The organism is Paenibacillus sp. BSR1-1 (assembly GCF_030403775.1).
Classification (GTDB): domain Bacteria; phylum Bacillota; class Bacilli; order Bacillales; family Cytobacillaceae; genus Neobacillus.
In genome coordinates, this window is the sequence record NZ_JAQMWQ010000018.1 from 80,098 (window position 1) to 104,403 (window position 24,306).

Annotated in this window: 19 protein-coding genes; 2 read left to right on the top strand and 17 right to left on the bottom strand. The window is 38.8% G+C overall.

Annotation, left to right across the window (positions count from 1 at the left end; genetic code table 11):
• Positions 1–26 precede the first annotated feature (26 nt).
• Complete coding sequence (locus PH210_RS21390) at positions 27–644, bottom strand: GntR family transcriptional regulator (protein WP_289988315.1); 618 nt, start codon at positions 642–644, stop codon at positions 27–29.
• Positions 645–794: 150 nt separating this feature from the next.
• On the opposite strand from PH210_RS21390, the gene PH210_RS21395 reads away from it, so the two are divergent.
• A complete protein-coding gene (locus tag PH210_RS21395; RefSeq protein ID WP_289988316.1) occupies positions 795–1,358 on the top strand; it encodes a DUF2238 domain-containing protein in 564 nt (187 codons plus the stop codon).
• 17 nt (positions 1,359–1,375) lie between these two features.
• Positions 1,376–1,951 carry a DUF2238 domain-containing protein gene (locus PH210_RS21400; RefSeq protein WP_289988318.1) on the top strand — a complete coding sequence of 192 codons (576 nt, stop codon included), beginning with the start codon at positions 1,376–1,378 and terminating at the stop codon, positions 1,949–1,951.
• A 44-nt stretch (positions 1,952–1,995) separates the two neighbouring features.
• Here the strand turns inward: PH210_RS21400 and PH210_RS21405 are convergent, their stop codons facing one another.
• The 16 genes from PH210_RS21405 to PH210_RS21480 all read right to left on the bottom strand — a co-directional run bounded on the left by PH210_RS21405 (position 1,996) and on the right by PH210_RS21480 (position 24,136).
• On the bottom strand, positions 1,996–4,239 hold the full coding sequence (locus PH210_RS21405; RefSeq protein ID WP_289988319.1) for a molybdopterin oxidoreductase family protein: 2,244 nt from the start codon (positions 4,237–4,239) through the stop codon (positions 1,996–1,998).
• 24 nt (positions 4,240–4,263) lie between these two features.
• Positions 4,264–5,238, bottom strand: coding sequence for a quinone oxidoreductase family protein (locus PH210_RS21410; RefSeq protein ID WP_289988322.1), 975 nt, complete (start codon positions 5,236–5,238; stop codon positions 4,264–4,266).
• A 143-nt stretch (positions 5,239–5,381) separates the two neighbouring features.
• On the bottom strand, positions 5,382–6,743 hold the full coding sequence (locus PH210_RS21415; RefSeq protein ID WP_289988323.1) for an aspartate kinase: 1,362 nt from the start codon (positions 6,741–6,743) through the stop codon (positions 5,382–5,384).
• Between the two features lie 131 nt (positions 6,744–6,874).
• Complete coding sequence (locus PH210_RS21420) at positions 6,875–7,489, bottom strand: NUDIX hydrolase (protein WP_289988325.1); 615 nt, start codon at positions 7,487–7,489, stop codon at positions 6,875–6,877.
• Between the two features lie 138 nt (positions 7,490–7,627).
• Positions 7,628–8,785 (bottom strand): homogentisate 1,2-dioxygenase, encoded by a 1,158-nt coding sequence (locus PH210_RS21425; RefSeq protein ID WP_289988326.1) that lies wholly within the window; start codon positions 8,783–8,785, stop codon positions 7,628–7,630.
• Positions 8,786–8,789: 4 nt separating this feature from the next.
• Positions 8,790–9,716 carry a fumarylacetoacetate hydrolase family protein gene (locus PH210_RS21430; protein WP_289988328.1) on the bottom strand — a complete coding sequence of 309 codons (927 nt, stop codon included), beginning with the start codon at positions 9,714–9,716 and terminating at the stop codon, positions 8,790–8,792.
• A 14-nt stretch (positions 9,717–9,730) separates the two neighbouring features.
• On the bottom strand, positions 9,731–10,339 hold the full coding sequence (locus tag PH210_RS21435) for a flavin reductase family protein (protein WP_289988331.1): 609 nt from the start codon (positions 10,337–10,339) through the stop codon (positions 9,731–9,733).
• 84 nt (positions 10,340–10,423) lie between these two features.
• Positions 10,424–11,554: a 4-hydroxyphenylpyruvate dioxygenase gene (gene hppD, locus PH210_RS21440; RefSeq protein ID WP_483312134.1), complete on the bottom strand. Its 1,131-nt coding sequence runs from the start codon at positions 11,552–11,554 to the stop codon at positions 10,424–10,426.
• Positions 11,555–11,791: 237 nt separating this feature from the next.
• Positions 11,792–12,586: an ABC transporter ATP-binding protein gene (locus tag PH210_RS21445; protein WP_289988335.1), complete on the bottom strand. Its 795-nt coding sequence runs from the start codon at positions 12,584–12,586 to the stop codon at positions 11,792–11,794.
• Positions 12,561–13,592 carry an ABC transporter permease gene (locus PH210_RS21450; protein ID WP_289988337.1) on the bottom strand — a complete coding sequence of 344 codons (1,032 nt, stop codon included), beginning with the start codon at positions 13,590–13,592 and terminating at the stop codon, positions 12,561–12,563. The genes PH210_RS21445 and PH210_RS21450 overlap by 26 nt, the downstream gene beginning before the upstream one ends.
• Before the next feature lie 80 nt (positions 13,593–13,672).
• Positions 13,673–14,671, bottom strand: coding sequence for an ABC transporter substrate-binding protein (locus tag PH210_RS21455; RefSeq protein WP_289988339.1), 999 nt, complete (start codon positions 14,669–14,671; stop codon positions 13,673–13,675).
• A 229-nt stretch (positions 14,672–14,900) separates the two neighbouring features.
• Positions 14,901–15,029, bottom strand: coding sequence for a hypothetical protein (locus PH210_RS21460; RefSeq protein ID WP_289988342.1), 129 nt, complete (start codon positions 15,027–15,029; stop codon positions 14,901–14,903).
• 141 nt (positions 15,030–15,170) lie between these two features.
• Positions 15,171–16,331, bottom strand: coding sequence for a cation:proton antiporter (locus PH210_RS21465; RefSeq protein WP_289988343.1), 1,161 nt, complete (start codon positions 16,329–16,331; stop codon positions 15,171–15,173).
• 355 nt (positions 16,332–16,686) lie between these two features.
• Positions 16,687–19,851, bottom strand: coding sequence for an efflux RND transporter permease subunit (locus PH210_RS21470; protein WP_289988346.1), 3,165 nt, complete (start codon positions 19,849–19,851; stop codon positions 16,687–16,689).
• A gap of 197 nt (positions 19,852–20,048) precedes the next feature.
• Positions 20,049–23,456 (bottom strand): hypothetical protein, encoded by a 3,408-nt coding sequence (locus PH210_RS21475; protein ID WP_289988347.1) that lies wholly within the window; start codon positions 23,454–23,456, stop codon positions 20,049–20,051.
• A 161-nt stretch (positions 23,457–23,617) separates the two neighbouring features.
• Positions 23,618–24,136: an HD domain-containing protein gene (locus tag PH210_RS21480; RefSeq protein ID WP_289988350.1), complete on the bottom strand. Its 519-nt coding sequence runs from the start codon at positions 24,134–24,136 to the stop codon at positions 23,618–23,620.
• Positions 24,137–24,306 lie beyond the last annotated feature (170 nt).

Sequence of the window (24,306 nt, forward strand, 5' to 3'; positions counted from 1 at the left end):
CAGTTTCCTTCGAAACTGGCTTGTTTTTATTCCTTTAAAAAATGCAAAACCCTGTCATATGTTTTATCATCACCTATTATAAGCAGCACATCTCCTTCTATAATTACCGCATATGGACCTGGTGAGATAATCATTTCCCCGTTTCGTTTCATACCGATGACGGTACCGCCGGTATTTTGCCAAAACTTTACTTCAGAAATCGTTTTACCAATATGGCTGCAGTCTGGAAAGACCTCTACCTCTATTGGGGCCAAGGGATTTGTATGCCTAAGCTTTCCTGAATAATCCATTATTTTTCTAAGAGTATCCAGCATCATCTCATCAAGCTTTTCCCTTTCCACGATTATACTATTCATTTCTTTTTCTAAATCTTTAATGCTTGCTAAATTGGAAAATCGATGAATATATTTGATGGCATTCTCTTTGGATGCGATCACAATTCCGCTGCCCATAGCCGATTGAACAATATCAACATCCTCTAATATCTTAATAGCTCGTCTAACAGTTTCCGGAGAAACTTTATATTCACTAGCCAGCGTCGACCTTCCGTGAATTTTTTCTCCGACTTTAAATTCACCATCATAAATTCTATTTGCTAAATCAATTGCAATCCGCTCATAGGTTGGGATTTTTGCCCTTTGCATAAAAACACCGCCACGTTTCGTCTAAAAGAAATTTCTTTCTTATTTTATACATTAACTCTAACCAGCAAAAGTCTAAATCACTATTTTAGACTTATTTTCTTAAGTTTGGACATAATTTTAAGGAATTCATTAGAATAGGATGAAATCATCATGAAAAAATTAATTATCATTTTAAGTTCGGCATTTATTATTTTTATGACTGTCTTACTCATATATTACCTTTTGAAGGGTGATTCCTCCCGATGGCAGGTTGCACTAGGCGGAGTTTTGGTCAGCGCATTACCACTAGTTCTATTACGTATGAAAAATAACCCCTTTAATATCCCTATTATAATCAGCTATTTTATTTTTTTATTTTGTTCCTTATATTTGGGATCAATCTCAAGCTTTTATTTGCACTACAAATGGTGGGATTCTACTCTTCATTTTTTAAAAGCGATTTTTATTGGGGTTGTTGGGATTGCTCTGTATAAACGATTAATACCGGAGAACGTCCGCAGCAGCGTTTCGGCTGCCATGCTTTTTCTTTTCATTCTCTCACTTGCAGTTTTTTCAAGTTTGATATGGGAGATTTATGAATTTCTTGGGGATTTAACTTTTACCCATACGATGCAGCGCGGCGGCAATACGGACACAATGTATGATTTATTATGTGGCTGTGCCGGTGGTCTACTTATCGCTATTTACTCTGGTGTTAGAAAACAAAAAGTTTAAAAATGGGGGATTCCTGAATGAATCGGAAGCTCGTTATTCTTTTAAGTGGATTGTATGTTGTTTTCATGGCAATTTTAGCATTTTATTATTATAAAAATGGAGCATCCTTCAAATCAACTGTTGCCATAGGCGGTATTGTTTGCGGGGCCGTCCCCCTATTGCTGGCGCTATTTACAAAGCTGCAGTTTAATTTGCCCATCGTCATCTCCTATTTAATTTTTTTAATCGGCTCACAATATTTAGGATCGATTCGAGGCTGGTATGGACTTGGCTGGTGGGACACTTTTATGCATTTTGTCAGCGGAGCAATCCTTGCTTTTTCGGGGATTGCCTTGTATGAAAGATTAATCCATCGGAATGCAGGGGATGAAATATCGCCGTGGTTTGTCTTTTTATTCACATTATCGTTTGCTGCACTTGGGGGTGTTTTGTGGGAGGTATATGAATTTAGCTCTGATCAATTTTTTGGCATGACCCTACAGGGCGGAGGCAACACAGATACAATGACTGATTTAATTGCGGATACGGCTGGCGGTCTTGCCATCGCCATTTGGGCTGGGATTCGGACGAAAATTAAATTAAAGAAAGGGTAAAAAGAGGCTCTTATTTCAAGCCTCTTTTATTTGAATCGGTATTTTTATCCAATCTTTTCAATGGATACTGGAACACCATTAAGTACTGCATTTCCTGAAATAGGATCAAATACTTGTTCATCCGTCAAAATATTGACATTCACACCTGGATGCTCACATGCGACGCCAAGTCGTGTACCTGTATGACTATGCCCCCATCCGTGCGGCAGGCTTACAGTACCAGGCATGATATCGTCTGTGATTTCGACAGGCACTTCAATTTTACCTGTTCGGGATTTAAGTATTGCCCTTTCTCCCTTACCTATACCAAAACGAGTTGCATCACTGGAATGAATCCAAAGCGTACAACGGTCTTCACCTTTTACCAATACTGGCAAATTGTGCAGCCAGGAGTTATTGCTTCGTAAATCCCGCCTGCCGACTAAAACGACAGGATTCGCTTCAGACTTAAGCGACTGTTTTAAGCGCTTAACATCCTTTACTAAAATTGAAGGTGCTAATTCAATTTTCCCAGATGGAGTTTGCAAAATTTCGATGATTCTAGGCTTCATTGCACCAAAGTCCATTCCATGCGGATTTACCTCAAGTACAGACAAGCTAAGCCCATCCGGATTTTTCCCAAAATGATCACCGTACGGTCCTACACGGAGATAAAAATCTAGTAACCGTTCTGGCCCATTTCTATCTTTTAGTAATGAAAAAATCTCAACTGCATCTCGTCCATAAATAGGCGAATTTTCATTTTTTAATTCATGATCGATCAGTTCACCAATCGTATAATCATCCATTAAAGTGAGAGGATCGCCAACTAAATTTTGTTCACTGACTGCTGCAGCTAAATGCAGAATTATCTGCCAGTCATCTAATTGTTCTGAAGGCAGGTCAAAAACAGGCTTTGAATAATGTGCTATATTTCTTACAGCAAGATTATAAAAGGCTATATCATAATGTGAATGTTCTAATGGCGAAGGAACTGGCAGCAGCACATTTGCAAGTCTTGACGTTTCATTCATGTAACAGTCGACACTGACCATGAAATCCACTCTCTCAAGAGCCGCCTGCAGCCGCTTACTATTTGGTGCTGATAGGGCTGGATTTCCGGCCATACAAATGAATCCTTTAATTTGTCCGGGTCCTTCCGTTTCCATTTCTTCCGCCAGGCATGAGACTGGAAGCTCCCCCAAGACCTCAGGCATGCTGCTAACCCGGCTTTGATAACGATTATACCTGTTTGAGCGGACTTTTTTCGAGGACGCCCGTCTAGTCGCCGGGGCAGGGAACATTACACCACCTTGACGGTCCAAGTTCCCAGTTAAAACGTTCAATACATCTACAAGCCAACTGTTCATCGTTCCGAAAGGCTGTGTACAGGTGCCCATTCTTCCGTAAATAATGGCTTTAGACGAGGCGGCCAGCTCTCGGGCAATCCGGCGAATTTCAGCAGCAGAAATACCGCATTTAGCTGCTGCCGCCTCTGGTGAAAAATCCTGGGATAGGGATTTCATTTCCTCTAAACCGTTAATAAGATGAACCAGTATCCCTGGTGATACTAAATCTTCCTCAAAAAGAGTATTAATCAAGGCAAACAGGAAAAAAGCATCCGTTCCAGGTCGGATAAAATGATGTTCATCTGCCTGTTTAGCAGTCACGGTACGTACTGGATCGATAACAACTAACTTACCGCCGCGGTCCCGGAGAGCCCTCAACCTACCTCTCATATTAGGCGCGGTCATTAAACTCCCATTTGAAGCAAGCGGATTAGCCCCAATCATTAAAAAATAATTTGTATGATCAATGTCAGGGATAGGTAGATTTGCATCACTTCCAAACATCATTTCAGAGGAAAGCTGCTTAGGAATTTGGTCTAGCGTACTGGCAGAATATATATTCCGGCTCCCTAATGCCCGTAAAAATATTGGCGCATATAACATGCTCCCCAAATTATGAACTGAAGGGTTTCCTAAATAAACGGCGACGGAGTTCCTACCATGCTCTTTAATAATCGTTTGCAGTCCTTTTCTAACTTCTAAAAAGGCTTCGTCCCAAGAAACCTCCTGCCAATCAGAACCACGACGAATCATCGGTTTTCGGATTCGGTCAGGGTCAGAATGAAGTTCTTTGACACTAAAACCCTTTGGGCATAAATACCCCTTACTAAACGGATCCAGTTTATCCCCCTTAATGTGGACAACCTCTTGTCCCCTCGTATGAATTTCCAGGCCGCATGTCGCTTCGCACAATGGGCATGTACGAAAGTTTATTTTGGTTTCCAGTTCATTCAAATTCAATTGCAATTCCTCCCCTGAGGCTTATTAAGGATTTAAGATAAGTTTCCCGATTGTTTGACGACCTTCTAACAGTTCGTGTGCCAATTTCGCATCTTCCAAAGCAAAGGTTTTGCCTATTATTAATTTTAATTTTCCTTCGCCAATATAATTCAATAAATCTCTTACACTATTTTTATATGCTTTTGAATCTTTCAGAAAATGAACAAGCCAAAAACCGACAACACTTACATTTCGCTGCATGAGGATAGCAGGATCGAATTTTGTTTCCTGCCCGCCAGCACGGCCATAAATGACAAGTCTGCTATTTACCGCCATGCATTTCAAAGTATTTTTAAAAATGTCGCCGCCAACCATCTCAAGAGCAACATCGACCCCTTTGCCACCTGTGACAGCTAGAACTTGCTTATGCCAATTTTCTTCAGTGTAATTAATTCCAACATCAGCCCCAAGAGAAAAAGCAAGATCAAGCTTTTCCTTGCTGCTGGCTGTGGCAATGACCTTGCCTGCGCCCATTATCTTTGCTAATTGCACCGCAAATGTACCCACACCACCTGCTGCAGCATGCACCAGTACGGTGTCACCTTTTTGGATTTGGCCAGAAGATTTTAAGATGAAATATGCCGAAATTCCCTGACCTAAAATGGAAGCAGCCTGATTAAAATCAACTGATTCCGGTATCTTTACTAACTGGGATTCATGAAGTGCAATGTACTCTGCATATCCTCCATCATCTGTTAATGCGACTACCCGATCGCCAATCTTAAAGTCCGTGACATCTGCCGCAACCTCTGTGATGACACCCGCTACTTCCGCTCCCGGAACATAAGGTAGAGGAGTTTTCGCTAAATATTGGCCATATCTGCGGGCAGTATCCGCAAAGTTCACTCCCGCAGCTTTTACCTTTACTAAAACATTTCTGGGCCTTAATTCTGGTGAGGGTACATCGACAAACTGTAAAACATCAGGTTTTCCATATTCTTTAAATTGAATCGCTTTCATTTTAAGTCTCCTTTATTTGAGAGATACTAACCGGTTAGTACAATGATAGCACACAATTAAATTTCATACTATTTAAATTTTTGCCCTCTAGAGACAAAAAAAGTAGTTCTTAATTAAAAGTAATTAAGAACTACTTTTACCTATTAAACCGTGACTGCAACAAAAAACTCTTCGTACAATGCTGCAACAGCTCTTTTTTCATCTACTTGTTTTACACCAAACATCATGCTGACTTCAGAGGATCCTTGGTTAATCATTTCAATATTAACATGTGACTTTGCTAACGCTTTAGAGGCTCGAGCCATTGTACCGACATTATGTCTCATGCCTTCGCCAACAACCATAATAAGAGCGAGGCTATGCTCAATTTTCACTTCATCTGCATGAAGCTCTGTCATAATACGGTCTTTTATTTCTCTTTCCATAATAGGATCCATTTGGCTTTCTCGCAAGATGACAGATACATCATCAATTCCTGATGGTGTATGCTCATAGGATAACCCGAAATCTTCTAATATACCTAAAAGCTTACGACCAAAACCAACTTCCCTGTTCATTAAGTATTTACTTACATAAATGCTGCAGAAACCTTGATCACTGGCAATACCAATTACCGGCCCATTTGAATTTTTTCGATCAGACACAATTCTGGTCCCAGGAGCAGCAGGATTGTTTGTATTCTTGATATGAACCGGAATTCCCGCACGGAATGCTGGGACAAGGGCTTCATCATGCAGAACGGTAAAGCCCGCATACGAAAGCTCTCGCATTTCCCGGTACGTTAATTCTTTAATTTCTTTTGGTTTTGTAACAAAATTAGGATTAACGGAATAAACCGCATCTACATCGGTGAAATTTTCATATAAATCCGCTTTTAGTGCGTTAGCAAGGATCGATCCGGTAATATCAGAGCCGCTTCGTGAAAACGTAAAAACTTCACCTTCCCTGCTATAGCCAAAAAAGCCAGGAAAAATCAAAATGCCTGGGCGTTCGTGGAGTGAAAATAAGCGATTATACGAGTCTGTTAATACTTGAGCATTTCCAGGCTCATCACTTACTAAAAGTCCAGCTTCCTTCGGGTCGATATATGAGGCTTCGATTCCCCGCTTACGGAAGTAGGCAGCCACCAATTTGGCATTATTATCCTCTCCACTCGCTTTAAGCCTATCCATAAACCGGTCAGGCCTACTTTTGTTCCCATTCAGCCTTTCTATCAAATCGTTTTGAATTTCATGAATAATTTCATCCCCGAGTTCTAATTCCTCTGCAATGGATGAGTATCTTTCGATAACAGCGTCAAATTTTTCCTTTGGATCCATATTGAGTAAGCTGAGTTCTGCACATTCTATTAATAAATCCGTTACTTTATGATCCTCAGAAAATCTTTTACCGGGAGCTGATACAACGACCACTTTCCGCTCAGCGTCAGCTATGACTATTTGTAATACTTTTTCAATCTGCTTTCCGGATGCTAAAGATGATCCGCCAAACTTTACTACCTTCATCATGACAACTCCCTATTGTGTAAAAATATAATCTTAATTTTATTCCAATTCTGAAAATAATCAAGTATTTTTTCCTTTTTGCATGGACATTTGTACGTATAGGGAGTACACAACTTTGCAATAGATAAAATTCAGCGAATCATTTCAATAAAATGAGCAAGAATTCTCGCTGTCAGACCCCAAATCACTTTATCTTCATAAATATAAAAGTATTCCTCCATCCCTCGTGTCCGCCAATTATAATTCTCTCCGCCGATAATTAAGTCAAATGGAAAGTTTTCTTCCGGCTCCGCTTTAAATTCAATTCGGTAAATTTCCGGATCTTTTTCGATAAAAAATGATAAAGGCACCGTGAATAGTTCCCCGACCTCAGAGGGATTCGCTTGAATACTGCCTGGATTTGTAATAAAGCCGGCAAAGGGAAATACCATCATCCCAAACGGAGACACCATAAAATTTAAAGGGAACACCTCACTGATATTTTCTTCAGCTATACCTAATTCCTCTTTCGTTTCACGAATGGCCGCTGCCTTTTCATCAAAGTCAACTGAATCAATTCTGCCCCCTGGAAAACAAATTTCCCCAGGCTGCCTCCGTAATTGCTGTGAACGGATTTCAAACAATACATGGATTCCATTCTCTTTTTGAATGAGCGGCAGCATGACAGCGTACCTTGAAAATTTCTCACTGCCAAGTATTGTAGGAACATGATCTTTTAATTTCGTCAAAATGGTTTCGCGATTCACGTTTTCACCCCTCATCTCGATATTAATGTGTATGTACTTACAATAGCATTTTTAACAGAATTATCGGTTAAAAATATCCTATGTATATAAAAAAACAATCCTAGCGCAAAAGGCAGGATTGTTTCTCCATTATTATTTCTATTTTTCAATCCAGGAATACATATAAGCAGTATCTTCTAAATCAACCGTACCCTTTACAACCTTTAAAGGATGGAAAGTATCAATCATCACCGCCAGCTCCAGCGTTTCTTTCTTTCCGATGCTCGCCTCTGTTTTTCCCGGATGAGGTCCATGAGGAATTCCGCTTGGATGGAGAGTGATGGAACCCTCTTGAATCCCTTTTCGGCTCATGAAATTACCTTCAACATAATAGAGGATCTCATCACTATTAACATTACTGTGATAATACGGTGCTGGTATGGATTCCGGATGATAATCATAAAGGCGGGGAACGAAGGAACAAACCACAAAGTTATTTCCTTCAAAGGTTTGGTGTACTGGCGGCGGCTGATGAACTCTTCCGGTAATCGGTTCAAAATCTTCGATATTAAAAGCCCAAGGATACAAATACCCATCCCAGCCAACCACATCAAGCGGATGATGCCCCAGTATGTGAGAATGAATCGCCCCTCTCGATTTTGTTATAACCTCATACTCCCCTTTTTGATCAAATGTCACCAAGGCTTCCGGACCGCGGATATCCCGTTCACAAAATGGGCTGTGCTCTAAAAGCTGGCCGTATTCGTTTCGGTACCTTTTTGGAGTAGTGATTTGACTAAACGCTTCGACAAAAAGCATTTTAGTTTCTTCATCTGCACTGGGTATGATTCGATAAATCGTCCCTATCGGTATGACGAGATAATCACCTGGACGGTATGTGATTGTCCCAAATATCGTCTCGAGCTTTCCTGAGCCATGATGAATAAATAGCATTTCATCGCCATCGCCATTTCGATAAAAGCTTTGCATCGACTCAGTAATCGATGCCGTTCCGATTAACAAATCCTGATTACCTAGAATATATTCTCTTGCCTTAAGAGCATCCCCTTTTTTGGTAATCTTGGTCGAAAAAAAATGTCGGTGCTTTAGCGATTGCTGCTCTTCAAAAACAGGAAAATAATTTCCAACTAGCTTTGATTTTACGACTTCTGTCGGCATGTATTGATGATAAAGAATCGATTGAGTTCCAGAAAAACCACGAGTTCCCATTACCTGCTCCCTATAAAGGCTCCCGTCCTCTTTTTTAAACATCGTATGCCGTTTATGGGGAATCTTTCCCAGTTGGCGATAATACATCCTCTCACCTCTTTTCTTCGATTATTGTATTCTCTAAAATCCCTAAATTCTCAATTTCTAACTCTACTTTATCTCCTGGCTTAAGCCATCGATGCACCTTTTCGCCAAGTTCAAGGATACATCCTGTTCCGACAGTGCCTGAACCAATAACCTCGCCTGGATAGAGGGTTACGCCTGCTGATGCCCTTTCAATCATTTCTCCAAAGGAAAAATAAAGCTCCTTTAAATTACCTTTAGAAAGTTGGACGCCATTTACCCGTGCTTTCATGCTAAGATCAAAGCCCTTCCCTGTCCTTAAATTTTCCAATTCATCTTTTGTGATAATCCATGGCCCCATAGAGGTGGAGAAATCCTTGCCTTTTGCAGGACCTAAGCCAACCTTCATTTCTTTACGCTGCAGGTCTCTTGCACTCCAATCGTTCAAAATACAAAAGCCAAAAATATAATCATTGGCCTCTGCTGCTGAAATATTTCTGCCTGATTTGCCTATAATGCATGAGACCTCTAGTTCATAGTCTAACCACTCACAATCTAAAGGTTTAATGATTTCTTCGCCTGGTCCCTTAATTGCTAGGTGGTTGGAAAAATAAAATACAGGAATTTCATACCATTCTGGAATCATTTTCAGGCCACGATTTTCCCGAGCTGTTTTCACATGCTGCTCAAAGGCATAAAAATCACGGAAGCTTCTTGGATTGGGAAGTGGTGCTTTTAAGTGAAGATCACTTAATTGGTAAACTCCTTTATGATCATTGGTTAACGACAATGCAGCCGCAATCTTTAAATTTTCTTCACTATTGTCTAGAAAGCCTATTAGATTACAAGGCAGCCTACCATCCGTTGCTTCGGACATATCAACAGCATAAGCCTCATTCAGGAGCCAGCCTGCCCGGATACTTCTATCTGGTTTTTCAAAGGTTACAAATTTCATTGACTCACCTTTTTCTATTTTCTTATCATTTCAAACGTTTTCGCCAAAGGATCGGTAAAAATATTACCTGCCATTCTTCCAATAGGTTTTAAAAGAGCGGTGTCTATTCTCCCTTTGTCCATTAATTCATCTTGAATATGAACATGGACCACTTTACCGATGACGAGACTGCCGCTGCCCGGCTTGTCGCCGAAATGGAGAACCTGATGGAGTACACATTCTAAATGGACAAGTGATTCCGCAATTCGCGGCACTTTAACCATATGGCCAGGTTCTTTTGTTAAACCCGTTTCCAGGATTTCATCAACGTCAGGAGAAAATTCTATCGCACAATCATTCATTTGCTCAGCCATACTCTCACTGACAATGTTAATAACAAATTGACCGGTATTTTCTATATTAACTAGAGTATCCTTTTTCGCCCCGTCCTTCCCTCTTCTCATCGGCGAAAAACAGACGAGCATGGGGTCCGCACAAACGGCAGTAAAAAAACTGAAGGGTGCCGCATTGGCGATACCGTCGACATCTATCGTTGAAACAAAAGCGATCGGCCTTGGTAAAATAGATCCGATTAATAATTTGTAGGCCTCTCTCCATTCCAGCGCTTTCGGGGTAATTTCCATTCAATACACCACTCTTTCCTATGACAAAAGGTTGTAAAAAAAGGGGAAAAAGTTCCCCCCTTTTATCTCTATTTAGCTATTAATTTATAAATTACCGCGTCTTTCCTGTTCCCGTTCAATCGATTCAAACAGGGCTTTAAAGTTTCCTTCTCCAAATCCACGAGCACCTTTACGCTGGATGATTTCAATAAATAGTGTCGGGCGGTCTACAATCGGCTTTGAGAAAATTTGCAGCAAATAGCCTTCATCGTCACGGTCCACTAAAATATTTAACTCGCGCAGCTTTTCAATTTCTTCATCAATCTTACCGATACGCTCCCCTAATGATTCATAATAAGTACTTGGAGTTTTAAGGAATTCAACACCATTTCTCTTTAAAGTGGAAACGGTAGATACAATATCTTCTGTTAAAATTGCAAGATGCTGTACGCCTGGACCGTTATAAAATTCGAGAAATTCCTGAATTTGCGATTTGCGTTTACCTTCTGCCGGTTCATTGATTGGGAATTTAATGCGGCCGCCATTATGCATAACTTTTGACATGAGCGCAGAGTATTCAGTCGTGATATCTTTATCGGTGAAATGCTTCATTTCGATAAAGCCCATTACCTTCGAATAATATTCGACCCATTCTTCCATGCTTTCAACATTTCCTACCACATGATCTATTCCGATTAAGCCAGCATCTTCAACTGGTACATCAGAAGAATAGGACTCAAATCCCGGCAGGAATGCACCTTGATAATTTTTCCGTTCTATTAACGTATGGATGGTATCACCATATGTACCTAGAACAGCTTTTTTTACAACACCCTTTTCATCCTTCATTTCAAAAGGCGCCACATGGGCAATTGCGCCGCGATTTACCGCCTCATCATATGCTTTATCGATATCATCCACTAAAAGTGCAATATCTTTTACGCCATCGCCATGCTTTTTAACAAACTGAGCTACTCTGCTGTCCTCCACATAGGAACCTGTAAGCACCAAGCGAATATTCCGCTGTTTTAACACATAGGAAACGGTTTCACGATTGCCCGTTTCTAGACCAGAATACGCAACTGGCTGAAACCCGAATGCAGTGCAAAAAAAGTGGCATGCTTGTTTGGCATTCCCTGTATAAATCTCTATATAATCTACATCTCTTACCGGAAAAAAGTCATTTACAAGCTGATCAGCTTTTACGCGTTTTTCTTTCAATTCAAGAACCCCCATTTTTTAAAAATAGTAATATTCAGAATATATTGTAATGGAAGAATTCTTGTCCCCTCAAGAGCAGGATGTAAAGCAATAACGCTTTTTTGCAGTAAAGAAATATTCTTTAACCATAGTATTTTTTTCCCTAAAAGAAAAAAGAAACATACCTAGTCCTAGGATGTTTCTTACTTTAGTGTATCGAGAATATTTTTTAAAAATATATACCTAAAATGACAATCGAAAAAATATTTTTCACTATGAAAGGACCGCTCGGTCACTTACCATTTGAACACCGCGAATTCGTTTAAATTCCTCTAATAATCTCTCGATGGTTAACTGCTGTTTCTTTTCCTCATCCACTTCCAAAATGATTTGGCCCTTATCCATCATAATTAACCGATTTCCCAAATCAATCGCCTGCTGCATATTATGTGTGACCATCAAAGTTGTAAGTTTGTACCTATTGACAATCTCCTTTGTCAGATTTGTAATCAACTCCGCCCTTGATGGGTCAAGTGCAGCCGTGTGCTCATCAAGCAGCAGGATGGAGGGTTCAGTAAAAGTGGCCATTAATAAGGAAAGCGCCTGGCGTTCCCCGCCTGACAGCAGTCCAACCTTTGCACTAAGACGGTTTTCCAAACCGAGATGTAATGATTCCAGTACTTCTTTAAAATAATCGCGCCGTTTTTTCGTCACACCCTTTTGAAGCGTTCTCCTTTTATTTCGTGAATAGGCCATAGCCAGATTTTCTTCGATAGTCATACTTGGAGCTGTTCCTGCCATGGGATCCTGAAAAACGCGGCCAATCATTTTAGACCGGTTAAACTCGGACATATTGGTTACATTTTTTCCGCCGATACAAACGTCTCCGATATCAGGGAATAAAACACCGGAAATGATATTCATTAAGGTCGATTTTCCTGCACCGTTACTGCCGATAACCGTCACGAAATCCCCTGGTTTCAGCGAAAGGTTAATATGGTCAATCGCAATTTTTTCATCTGGTGTTCCCTCATTAAAGATTTTATGAATCTGATTTAATTGCAGCATGGTTGTCCCCCTCCGTTCTCACAGAAGTCTGAATGATGTTCATTCTCTCCGATTTTCTTCTCGCCTTCCGTTTTTTCTCTTTGGTGCCTTCAATAATCTTTGGTGCCGTTAGGGCAATAATAACAATTACAGCCGTTATTAACTTCATATCCCCTGGGTCCAGGAACTCAACACGGAGGGCTAGGGTAACAACAATACGATAAATAATGGAACCACCGATTACCGCAAGAGTTGCTCGTGCAATTGTTTTAGTACCAAACAGGGCTTCACCGATAATAACAGAAGCTAAGCCGATGACAATCATACCAATTCCCATTCCAACATCAGCAAATCCGCCTTGTTGGGCAATTAGGGCACCTGAAAATGCCACTAATGCATTGGAAAGTCCGAGTCCAAGAACTACTAGGAGATTGGTATTAGCTGAAAGACTGCGAATCATTCTTTTGTTATCGCCTGTTGCTCTGATAGCAAGACCAATTTCGGTTTGCAAAAACAAATCGGTAAGGATTTTGATCACTAAGGTGACGATGACCATAAAGATTAAAATTCCCCATGTCTCCGGAAGGCTATCGCCAAGCCCAATCGCCGAAAGAATACTGTTTAGAGATGAATCAATACCTGATTTTTCAAACATATCACTGATTTTTGTAAAAGCTGTATCCGTATTTAATAATGGAATATTTGATCGTCCCATAATTCGTAAGTTAATCGAATATAACGCTATCATCATTAAAATACCGGATAGCAAATTATTGATTTTACCAAAGGTGTGAAGCAGTCCCGTTAAGCAGCCTGCAGCAAATCCTGCAAATAATGCTACAATCGTTGCCAAAAACGGATTGGATCCCCCCGCAATCATAACCGCCGAAATGGCGGCACCTGTCACAAAACTACCATCTACCGTTAGATCTGGAAAGTCCAGAATACGAAAGGAAAGATAGACGCCCAGTGCCATAATCGCATAGATGATACCTGCTTCAAAAGATCCAAATATGGCTGTAAACATTGAAATCATCCTTTCTTTGTTCTATGTATCAATCAAGAAGTCAACCCTTTCAGGCTGACTCCTTATAGATTTATAGTTTGTTATTTTCCATCATAAAACTCGCCAAGCTTGCTCCATTCTTCCTTCACTTGCAAGCCTTGTGCTTCAGCTGCTTTTTTATTAATTACAAGCTTTAAGCTGTTTGGCAGTTCAACTGGAATGTCAGACGCTTTCTTTTTACCAGATAAAATATCAGCAGCCATTACACCAGATTGATAGCCAAGATCAAAATAGCTAAAGCCACTAGCTGCGACTGCCCCTTTTTTCATTGAATCAAGTTCGCCAACGAAAAGTGGGATTTTTTTGCTATTTGAGACAGCAATGACAGAGTCAAGGGCAGTAACTACTGTGTTATCAGTTGGAATGTAGATTGCATCCACGCGGCCTACTAGGGATTCAGCTGCCTGCTTAACATCTGCTGTCGTTGCAACAGATACTTCTACAAGTTTAGCGCCTTTTTCCTCTGCGATCTTTTTAACAGCCTTAACCTGAACAACTGAATTTTGTTCACCAGAGTTATAAATTACACCAATATTTTTTGCTTTCACTTCATCTGTAATAAAGCTGATTGTTTTTTTCGTTGCATCCGGATGATTATCGGTCGTTCCCGTAATGTTCTTTCCTGGCTTATCAAAAGCTTCCACAAGTCCTGCTCCTACAGGATCTGTTACGGATGTAAAAATAATTGGAATTTCCTTTGTTGCATTTAACGCGCTCGTTGCACTAGGTGTAGCATTGGCAAAAATCAAATCGACCTTGTCGCCCACAAAGTTTTTCGCGATTGTTTGGACATTATTCATATCTGCCTGAGCATTTTGTTCATCATACTTTACTTTTATACCTTTGTCGGCTAACGCCTTTTTAAAACCTTCAGTAGCTGCATCTAATGATGGGTGCGGAGCAAATTGGCTAATGCCAACTTTGAATTCCTTATCTTTCCCGCCCTTTTCTGCATCTCCTGATGATTCTTTGCTGCCGCATCCTGCAAGCATCAGCATTCCTGCCAGCGCAAAGGACAGCGCACTTACTTTCTTCTTCATTTTTAATATCCCCCTAACATTCATTTAAAAATAATTTTCTAAAAATTTATTATATTAAAAATTATTCTAGTATTTTTTTTGGACAAAAGCAATAGAAAATCCTAAAATATTTTTGTGCTTTAAAGCGTGTCAATTAATAGAAATGATAAAAAGAAAATGCCTTCTAATTAATTAGAAGGCATTCTGATAGTATATTTTTAAGTTATGAGCCAGGGAACCAAAATATGATTTACCAATCACGTGTGTTATCAAGCAATTTATCAATCTCAACCGGTTTTACTTTATTACTATTTTTCCCAGATGTTAGATCAACAGTGGCTTCTAGTAGTTTGTCGATATCAATTAATACGTTTCCCATATCTAACCTCCTAAGTAAATTAGTTTTTTTAAGTTACCAAACTATTCGTGTATTTTTTTTCGATTTTGGGGGTGCAATAAAAAAAACTGTACTAAAAATGAAAAAGCATCCAGTCTATCATTTGACTGGATGTCTTTTTCATTAAGCAGTACTTTTCATGGCTTTTTTATTCCGCTCCTGTTTAAAAAAGAATTTCATCATCGGTGGAGTAACAATCGTTGTAATGAGGACGACTATAACTAAAATAGAAAATAATGCTTCAGTGATTAGCTTTGTTTCTAAGCCAATTGAAGCAATAATTAGGGCAACCTCCCCGCGGGAAACCATGGCCGCACCGATTCCAAGCGAGCTTTTCCAAGAAAAGCGGGCCATTCTAGCTCCTAGTGCCGCTCCAATTAATTTTGTTAAGATTGCAAGAATACTAAGTCCAATAATCAGACCCCCATTTTCTAACAGACCTTCGAAGCTTGCTTTCACACCAATAGAAGTAAAGAAAACAGGAACAAAGACGGAATAGCCAATAGTTTCAACCTTTTCAAATATCTCCCGCTTGTAATCTGTTAAGCTAATAGCAGTTCCAGCAATGTAAGCTCCTATAATCGCCGCTACTCCCGCTAATTCAGCCGCATAGGCATAAAGAAAGCAAATAATCAACCCAGCCGAAATAAGTGATTCCGTCACCTTTAGTGGCGCAAACTTTTTTAAAACCCAGGGTACAACCTTCCAAGCTATTAAAATAGCACCTCCAAAAAAGAGTACCTTTTTCAAAACAATCATGCTTAGATTTACCTCACCGCCAGCCATACTCATTAAAAAGGCTAAAGCAAGGATTACAAGAACATCGTCTATTACGGCTGCACCTAAAATCGCAGTTCCTTCTTTTGACTGCATTTTATTTAGTTCTTTAAGCGCTTGAACGGAAATACTTACGCTTGTGGCCGAAAGCAATAACCCTAAAAATAATGCTTCGATTGTTGACATGTTCATTAGGTAACCAGCTAGATAACCTATTCCTAAAGGGACAATAATTCCGTTAATTCCTACAAGTGATGAAGCTTTGCCGCTTCGTTTAAATTCGTCCACATCTGTTTCTAAGCCAGCAATAAACATTAGTAAAATTACACCAATTTGACTTAATTCCTCTAGTGTAGCCGTTTCTGAAACGACTCCCAATACTGCCGGCCCGAGTATAATTCCAATCAAAAGCTTCCCTAATACCGAGGGCTGCCCTAGTTTAACACTAAGATCCCCCGCAATCTTAGATGCAAGTAAAATAATCGCCAACTCAAAAATTAAATTCATCCCCATCACCTTTCTTTCAATAAGGCTCTTTTCGTAAACTTTGTTGCTTTTGGAACTTAATAAGGTTCATTTTCTAAGTATCTAGGCAATTTTCGCAAAAGTTCTTACGAAAAGATGCCACGACGCTTCTGGATATACGGGTTAATAAACCTTTTACGAAAAACAACAATTTATGCGAAAATAGCCTTTTATAAAAAATAAAAAGGGTCTGTTATTGAATAACAGACCCTAATTTGATACAAAAAAGCCTGTCAACCAAAGGACATAAAAATCCCTTGGTGACAGACTCCTCCAAAAAAACGATTATTAAATTATTACTATTATAACAAACATTATGTTATTTTTCAATATAGTCTTATTGGTCAACATCAACAATCATTTTTTTCCTTTTTCTTAATCCCTCATATACAATTGGCACAATTACGAGGGTCAAGAGGGTTGAACTCGTTAAACCGCCAATTACAGTAACCCCTAATCCTCGAGATATAACGCCGCTGCCCTCAATTCCTAAGGCTAATGGAATAAGCGCGCCGATTGTAGCGATAGCCGTCATTAGAATTGGACGAAGTCTTGTTGCTCCTGCTTCTAATAATGCTTCTCTTGTGCTGTATCCTTCTTTTTCCTTGTTTAAAACTCGGTCAATCAGAACGATCGCATTTGTAACTACAATACCAATTAACATCAAAGCTCCAATCATCGCTGAAATACTGATGGTTTCCCCAGCAATTAATAATCCAACCAGGCCACCAATAATGCTGAATGGCAACGAAAACAGGATGGCAAATGGTGCTAGCGCTCCACCGAACGTAATAACCAAAATTAAATATACAATCGCAATCGCAGCAAGCATCGCTATCCCTAATTGTGTAAACGATTCTTTAATATCTTCAGTTACTCCACCTGTTTTCACTGTGACATTTGCAGGTACAGATATTTTATCTACCTTCTTTTGAATAGCAGCAGAAGTTTTAGAGATATTCTTTTTGGTAATTTCACCGCTGACAGAAACATAAATTTCACCATTTCTTCTTGTAACCGTATCAGATGTTTTACCTTCGTTTATTTGCACCAAATCTGCAATCTTTACTTCTTGGCCTATGGCTGATTTTATCGTCTTATTGGTCAAATCATTCACAGTCGTGAATTCTTGTTTCGGAACTTCCAGATAAACATTTAATTCTTTGCCGTCTTTTTGAATGGTTGTGATAACAGGACGGGAACGGTTTTGTGATAACTCCATCCCAATCTGTGCGGCTGTCAATCCAAGCTTACTCAGCTTCTCCTGATCAGCCGTTAATGTGTATTCGTCATACGTTTTGGACATGCTCGTATCTACATTTCGAAGCGATTTATTATCCTTCATTAAATTTTCGATTTTTCTAACTGTCGGCTCGATATCTGACAGCTTTTCACCATAAACAAAGTAGGTTAGACCATTGCTTGAACCACCGCCAGAGAAGTCTTGTGTTCCCCATTCACCTTTACCAGTGTTTTTTTGCAGTTCTTTAATGACTAAATCCTTTTCTTTATCGAAGTTTTCCGTATCCTTATCGTATTTTACGAAAAACATCGCTTGATTGGATGCCCCTGGATTCATTGGGTTTTCCCCGCCAACTGTATATTGGACAAGTTCTACCCCCTTACGGTCCTGAAAATAATCCTCTGCCTGATTAGCAATCTTTGTAACTTCATCCTGTGTTTGGCCAGGGTCAGGCTTGTAGGTAGCCACAACCATTTTTTCTTCGTCAGAGGGAATAAAACTTACGCCAATTAATGGCACCAAGGCGAAACTTCCCACTAACAAAAGTATAGCCAAACTAATGGTAATAATTTTATGATTCAGTGACCAATTTAATATCCGTTTATATACCTGAGCTAGTTTTCCAGGTTTTTCATCGTCATGATGGTGCTTTCGGTCAATTCCCTTTTTGAACATCGTATGGGCCATCATTGGAACGATTGTAATTGCTACAAGAAGTGAAGCCAATAATGCAAATACAATGGTTAGCGCAAATGGAAGAAACAATTCTCCAATTTGTCCTTTTACTAATCCTAATGGTAAGAAAACAGCAATCGTTACAATTGTAGAAGACATAATTGGAATAAACATTTCCTTCGTCGCAGAGCGAATGAGATTTTTTCCTTTTAGTTCCTCACCCGTTAATGACATTCTCCGGTAAATATTTTCAATCACGACGATAGAGTCATCAATGACACGGCCAATCGCGACCGTCATAGCTCCTAAGGTCATGACATTCAAGGTAATATCCATTTGGTTTAATAACAAAATGGCAATTAAAAGCGATAAAGGGATTGAAATGATTGAAATCAGTGTTGATTTAAAGCTTCTTAAAAACAACATGATAATGATTACAGCAAATAATGCTCCAAACAAGGCTTTATTCAGCATCGTGCTAACGGACTCTTCGATTGGTTTTCCTTGGTCAAAAGTTGTCTCGAATTCGGAGCCTTTCATTTTTTTCTCGAATTTCTTAATTTCTGCTTTTACCTCATTAGCAACCTCAACGGTATTCGCGTCCGCAGCCTTAATAACTTGAATTCCAATTGCTTCTTTGCCATTTGTCCGAGAAATTGACTCCGCACGTCCCACCTCATTGATATCCGCTATATCCTTAAGCATGATGGTTGGCATTTGTGGGGCCTGTTTGAGTGAACCTGTATTACTTTGTCCTATCTGTTGACCTGCTGAACTTTGTGCCGCCTGTGCACCCCCAGACTGCCCAGGGAAACTACCTGTCGAACCCTGAGACTGTGCGGGAACAACTGGGATTTTCATTTCTTTCAGATCATTCAGCGATTTTATGTTACCTTCCACCACAACTGATTTTTCAGTATCTTTAAAGGTATATAAGCCTAATGGGAAAGTGACATCTGACCCTTTGATTACGTTTTGAACGGTATCTTTATTTAGTCCATATTGTTTTAGCTTATCTTCCTTAAAGGTTAATTGAATTTCTTTAACTTCCTGACCGGCAATTTTTACAGATGAAACCCCGTTTAACCCTTCCAAGGCCGGGAGGATTTGCTTTTCCACATCATTTGTCAATTGATCCAAGGATTTATCCTCATTGGAGACGCTTAAAGCGAGAATCGGAAATGCATTGAAGCTAATCCGGGAGATTTCAGGTTTCACCGCTCCCTCTGGAAGGGTAACATCTGCCAAGGCTTCCTCTACCTCTCGTTTCGCTTCTTCCATATCCTTTTCGTAGGCATATTCAATTTGGATCGCTGAAGCATTTTGGAAGGAGTTGGAGCTGACTGTTTTTACACCATTTAGGTTTTTAAGGCGCTGTTCAATCGGTTCCGAAACTTTTTCTGCCACTTGTTCTGGCGCTGCTCCCGGATAAACGGTAGTAACAGTTACAACGGGAATTGTAATATCCGGTAATGTTTCTAGTTTCATATTTAATCCAGAATATAATCCCGAAGCCGTAATAATTAAAGTAATTAACCAAATAGCAAACTTGTTTTTAAGCGAAAAATTAATAATTCGATTCATTTGTTTGTCCTTTCTATTTTGGAAGAATCAATTAATGACTGACTGGTCATAACAATTCCTACTATATATGAAATAAATAATTAGGTCAACGAAAAATTATAAGTATTGCTTTGACTGATTGGTCAAAAACACCAAAATAATAGCAGACAGGCATTTAACCTATCCGCTAATAAATTACCACAAGACTATTTAGATTATTAGTCCCATTTTTTGATTCTATCAATTACCTTCTCCTTTAAGCTCGAAATAAACGTTTTTTCCCCTTTTAATACTTTTTGTTTATGCCATTCATTAAAGCTTGCAATAGAAATTAAGACTAAGCCAGCAATTAATAGGTAAAACCACCACGGCATATTGCCCCAGTAAGGACGTGTTTGCAGGAATACATTTAAAAGTAATACACCGGCACCCGTAAAAAAGTAAGACTTAATTTGTAAGAACATCCCTGATATCATCGATAATAATGAGAGGGAACCTAAAATTATCGCATCATATATCGTACTGCTTGATAACCCATCCTGAATTAAAAGAAGGGCAACAATAATTAGGACTCCCCATTGAATCGCTTTAGTAATTTCCGAATATCTGCCTTTTAAAAGGAACCTGCTGAAAATCACCAGCAAAATAAATGGAAGAACTACTACCTCCCGCTCCCACAGTGCTGGGATATTGAGTTCATGAATGATCGAATAGTACGGTTGTAATAAATAGGCCCCACCGAGGATCGACATAAATACAGAAATATTTTCAGGTACTCTTTTCCTTTGCATCCATATTAAGGCTGCAATGAGAACACCTGGAATAACATGACTCCACAAAGCTTGATTTTCAAAAAAGTACATCAACCAAAAATACAAGAAAGAAATGATAGTAAAACCATCAATTTTTATCTCCTGCAGTTTTTTTCCGTTTTCTAACAGCATTTTATACTTTAATTGGCCGAATACAGACAATACAATACCCATTCCGCCAGATAAAAGCATTTTTTCAACTTCATTCATGTCACTTACATATGATATTTCTGCAGTGGCTAAAAATGCCAATAATAATGGAATGATCCCAATGAGACTCCATTTAATTTTATGCAAATAAAATACGGTTGCAAATGCATATAGGCATGTAATGACATATGTAACCCATGAAAATGGATAATTTATGATCATCAAGCTTATTCCAATGATCGAAAATGGCACTAAATAATAGGATGTTCTTTGTTGCATCGCCTTATTAACCGCCAGTGAAACGATTAAGATGAGACAGCTGGTGATCGGGAATTCATAATTTCCAAAATATTGGACGAGGATTTCATCCATTGCCAAGGATACCGTAACGAAAAGTGTTGTAAAACTTCCATATAGAAATACCCTAATCTTCCATTCTTTAATTGCATATTTTGTACTTAGCCCGTATACAACTAATGCCGTGATAAAACTATAAATGGATTCAATGTTATAGGAAAACCAGGTAAAGGCAAGAGTGAATGGAAATATCATGTGTCCTGTCCAAGCAAAAGCATTGTATAATTTCTTATCCGATTTACGACTAATTAAAGCCATTAAAAGCAGAATAACTGCACTTGTTGAAGCCATTAAAGAATTAGTTGTTTGATTTAAATGGATGCTTTGGGAAACTGCATTTACGATGGAAAAGTATGTTAGAAAGGTTGCAGAGCAAATAAGATAGGGAACCCATTTTGTTCCAACCTTTTTATACAAATAATAATACATACCAATACCAATTAATAAAACAAATGGCTGAACCCAAAGAACATTAATTGGGCAAAAAATGGCACAGGCAATACTAATAGTGTAAAATCCTTGCGAAATATACAAAGATATTCGTTCTAACTCTTTTTCAGCAGCTTTTCTCCAAGCAAAGTTTGATACTAAAACAAGGAAAGCACCAACCGCAAGGTTTACAGCATATCCGTATTCAGCATAGTAAATTGGAGAGTTTGAATTGATTTCTTCTCCAAATGCCAGCGCGGCAAGACCAAATGATACGGGCAAAACCCACAAGGCTGCATCTTTATAGTAGCGCCTTTTTTCCTTTTTAATGACTAAAAAGGAAATGACAGTAACAAGCAGAAGCATGACTCCCAGCTCCCACCACTTGAAGAAAACAAGGGCTGCCATTATGGCCAAGGTCATAATCCCCAATCCAACATCTTTTGAACTGTTCTGAATGATTTTAATAATTTTATTTGAAACAACAATTCCAAAAACGATAAACAAAATAAAACCTGTTATAAAAACAGATAAAGAAATACTCAATTGAATAGGTTTAGTGACCATTGCGATCGCTTCATAGAGACTTGATGCCGTAAAAACTGCACTTAAATAAGGGAATAATGGCATCTTACTGTTATGGGATAAATAGAGAAAATTACCAGCTATAACTAAATAAGCCAGCATTAACACAATGGATGGATTGCCCGCTCGCTGTAAGAATCCTTCAAGGCTAATGTAGATAAAGGCGAAACCTGAGATAATCGCACTTGTATATTGAAAGACTTTATCCAGAGCGAATTTCCCGCCAAGTGCCTTTGGCACAAACACGATTGCAAAGCCAACCATTCCATAGATTACGGATCCGAAATAATCAAGGAAACTATGTTCAATCAACTGATAGGCCCCGTATACAACCATGATACTAAAAATAAAATGATATTCTTTTCTCCCGCTGACAAACATCATTGATAAATATATGATGGCTGTTAGGAGAAGATTGAAGCTGTATAATACTTCATTATTATATAAGAACAGCATAAAAAGTGTACAAAGAACGAGATTGACTTGTACATATAGGACAAATTCTTTTGAAAATAATTTATATGCTTCATTACCTTTTAATCTATGATATATGATAATTATTATGGCATTAAAAAGCATCATACCCAGATAAAAGAAATCGACACTAAGCTTCAATGAAGCAGCTAAAAATGCTGCCCCTGCAGTGACTGTTACATAAGAAAACCAAACAAATAATCTAGATTTCAACTTACTAGCAAATGTTGTATAAACGATGAGCGGAAGAAAACTCCCCATCATACCTAGGACATATTTTCCTTCACCGCTTATCGATAAATAAGTGCCTAAAAGACCAAACCATCCAAGTGACAAAATAAAAATAGGTAAAAACAAACTGCCTAACACAGTAAAAGCAAACGCTGTTTTGTCAATTTTTAACACTTTAGCTGCTAGCACGGCAATTCCGTAAAATAATAACGAAACAATGGCAATAGAACCGCTTTTCATCACACTTGTCATTGATTCCCAGTTACTAGTCGCTACAAATAAGCCCCCTATTAAGAGAAAAATAACCCCGATATTTAGGGACCACGTAATATTCCTTTCACGAATTTCTTCAGGAGATAGTGTCTTTTTTACTTTTTGAGGTTTAGGCGGATCAACTTTTTTATTTATCGGTATTTCCTTTTCAATTGGCATTTGCATTGCATCTTCCTCGATTAAATCCAAATGAAACTGATTATGTGCTTTCGCGACTAATTCTACGATATTCTTTGTTAAGTATCCTTCTTCCCTTAAGGTGAAAAGCTCCTGCCTGAAGATTCGTCTTTTCTCTTCCCTGCTATTAGGCTCCATCTTTATCCCCCTTAACGAACAATGATTAGGTATGTATTTTAAAGCTTAATGTAATCTTCATTTGCCACTATAGTGAAATTTTACACCATTTTGGTAATTATCTCAATATTTTACAGTAAAATAAATAACAGCTGTGTAAGTAATTACACAGCTGTTATCCTTTATTTCTCAGAGATCTCTGCATCTATCCATTGATCAAGGCGAATGATACTTTGTTTTGCTCTCTCATATTCAATTGTTCGGTAATGATGCATCCCGCCTTCTTCTTCATCCTTTTCATCTGCCCATTTTACGATTTGCTGCAACGGTGTCCGTACGATGTCATTCGAAGGCAAAAATGAATCAGTATGAAATAAAATGGCCAGAGCAATTGTTTTTGCCTTTATTGGATTTTCTCCAAGACGAATTAGCAGCTTATGGGCACGCTCTGCTCCTTTTATGGCATGAATATCATTCTGCTTGTACAATTCATAATCCCATTTTCCGTTTTTATACCATGTATAATGCCCCATATCGTGAAGAAGTCCTGCTTTTGACGCAATATCCACATCAAGCTTTTGCTCTCTCCCTAAGTGAAATGCATGATACGCGACTGCAATCGCATGGGCAAGTCCTGAGCGATTTAAATATTTTTGTGCAATATGATGTTCAAAGATATTTATTAATTTTACGTCTCGCATTTGCTCTCCCCCTACTGTTGCATATATTTCATATATTATATGATAATCATTAAATCTTAGCTATTTTAATATCATAAAAACATAAAAAAACAGTGAGCTTTTCTAACATTGCTCACTGCTCCTTTATAAGATTTATTATCCTACCGTTTTGATTTATGATGGCCAGCATC

Coding starts and splice junctions, on each gene's coding strand:
- PH210_RS21390 (WP_289988315.1), bottom strand. CDS start 644: ATGCAAAGGGCAAAAATCCCAACCTATGAGCGGATTGCAATTGATTTA.
- PH210_RS21395 (WP_289988316.1), top strand. CDS start 795: ATGAAAAAATTAATTATCATTTTAAGTTCGGCATTTATTATTTTTATG.
- PH210_RS21400 (WP_289988318.1), top strand. CDS start 1,376: ATGAATCGGAAGCTCGTTATTCTTTTAAGTGGATTGTATGTTGTTTTC.
- PH210_RS21410 (WP_289988322.1), bottom strand. CDS start 5,238: ATGAAAGCGATTCAATTTAAAGAATATGGAAAACCTGATGTTTTACAG.
- PH210_RS21415 (WP_289988323.1), bottom strand. CDS start 6,743: ATGAAGGTAGTAAAGTTTGGCGGATCATCTTTAGCATCCGGAAAGCAG.
- PH210_RS21425 (WP_289988326.1), bottom strand. CDS start 8,785: ATGTATTATCGCCAACTGGGAAAGATTCCCCATAAACGGCATACGATG.
- PH210_RS21430 (WP_289988328.1), bottom strand. CDS start 9,716: ATGAAATTTGTAACCTTTGAAAAACCAGATAGAAGTATCCGGGCAGGC.
- PH210_RS21435 (WP_289988331.1), bottom strand. CDS start 10,339: ATGGAAATTACCCCGAAAGCGCTGGAATGGAGAGAGGCCTACAAATTA.
- hppD (WP_483312134.1), bottom strand. CDS start 11,554: ATGGGGGTTCTTGAATTGAAAGAAAAACGCGTAAAAGCTGATCAGCTT.
- PH210_RS21445 (WP_289988335.1), bottom strand. CDS start 12,586: ATGCTGCAATTAAATCAGATTCATAAAATCTTTAATGAGGGAACACCA.
- PH210_RS21450 (WP_289988337.1), bottom strand. CDS start 13,592: ATGTTTACAGCCATATTTGGATCTTTTGAAGCAGGTATCATCTATGCG.
- PH210_RS21455 (WP_289988339.1), bottom strand. CDS start 14,671: ATGAAGAAGAAAGTAAGTGCGCTGTCCTTTGCGCTGGCAGGAATGCTG.
- PH210_RS21460 (WP_289988342.1), bottom strand. CDS start 15,029: ATGGGAAACGTATTAATTGATATCGACAAACTACTAGAAGCCACTGTT.
- PH210_RS21465 (WP_289988343.1), bottom strand. CDS start 16,331: ATGAATTTAATTTTTGAGTTGGCGATTATTTTACTTGCATCTAAGATT.
- PH210_RS21470 (WP_289988346.1), bottom strand. CDS start 19,851: ATGAATCGAATTATTAATTTTTCGCTTAAAAACAAGTTTGCTATTTGG.
- PH210_RS21475 (WP_289988347.1), bottom strand. CDS start 23,456: ATGGAGCCTAATAGCAGGGAAGAGAAAAGACGAATCTTCAGGCAGGAG.
- PH210_RS21480 (WP_289988350.1), bottom strand. CDS start 24,136: ATGCGAGACGTAAAATTAATAAATATCTTTGAACATCATATTGCACAA.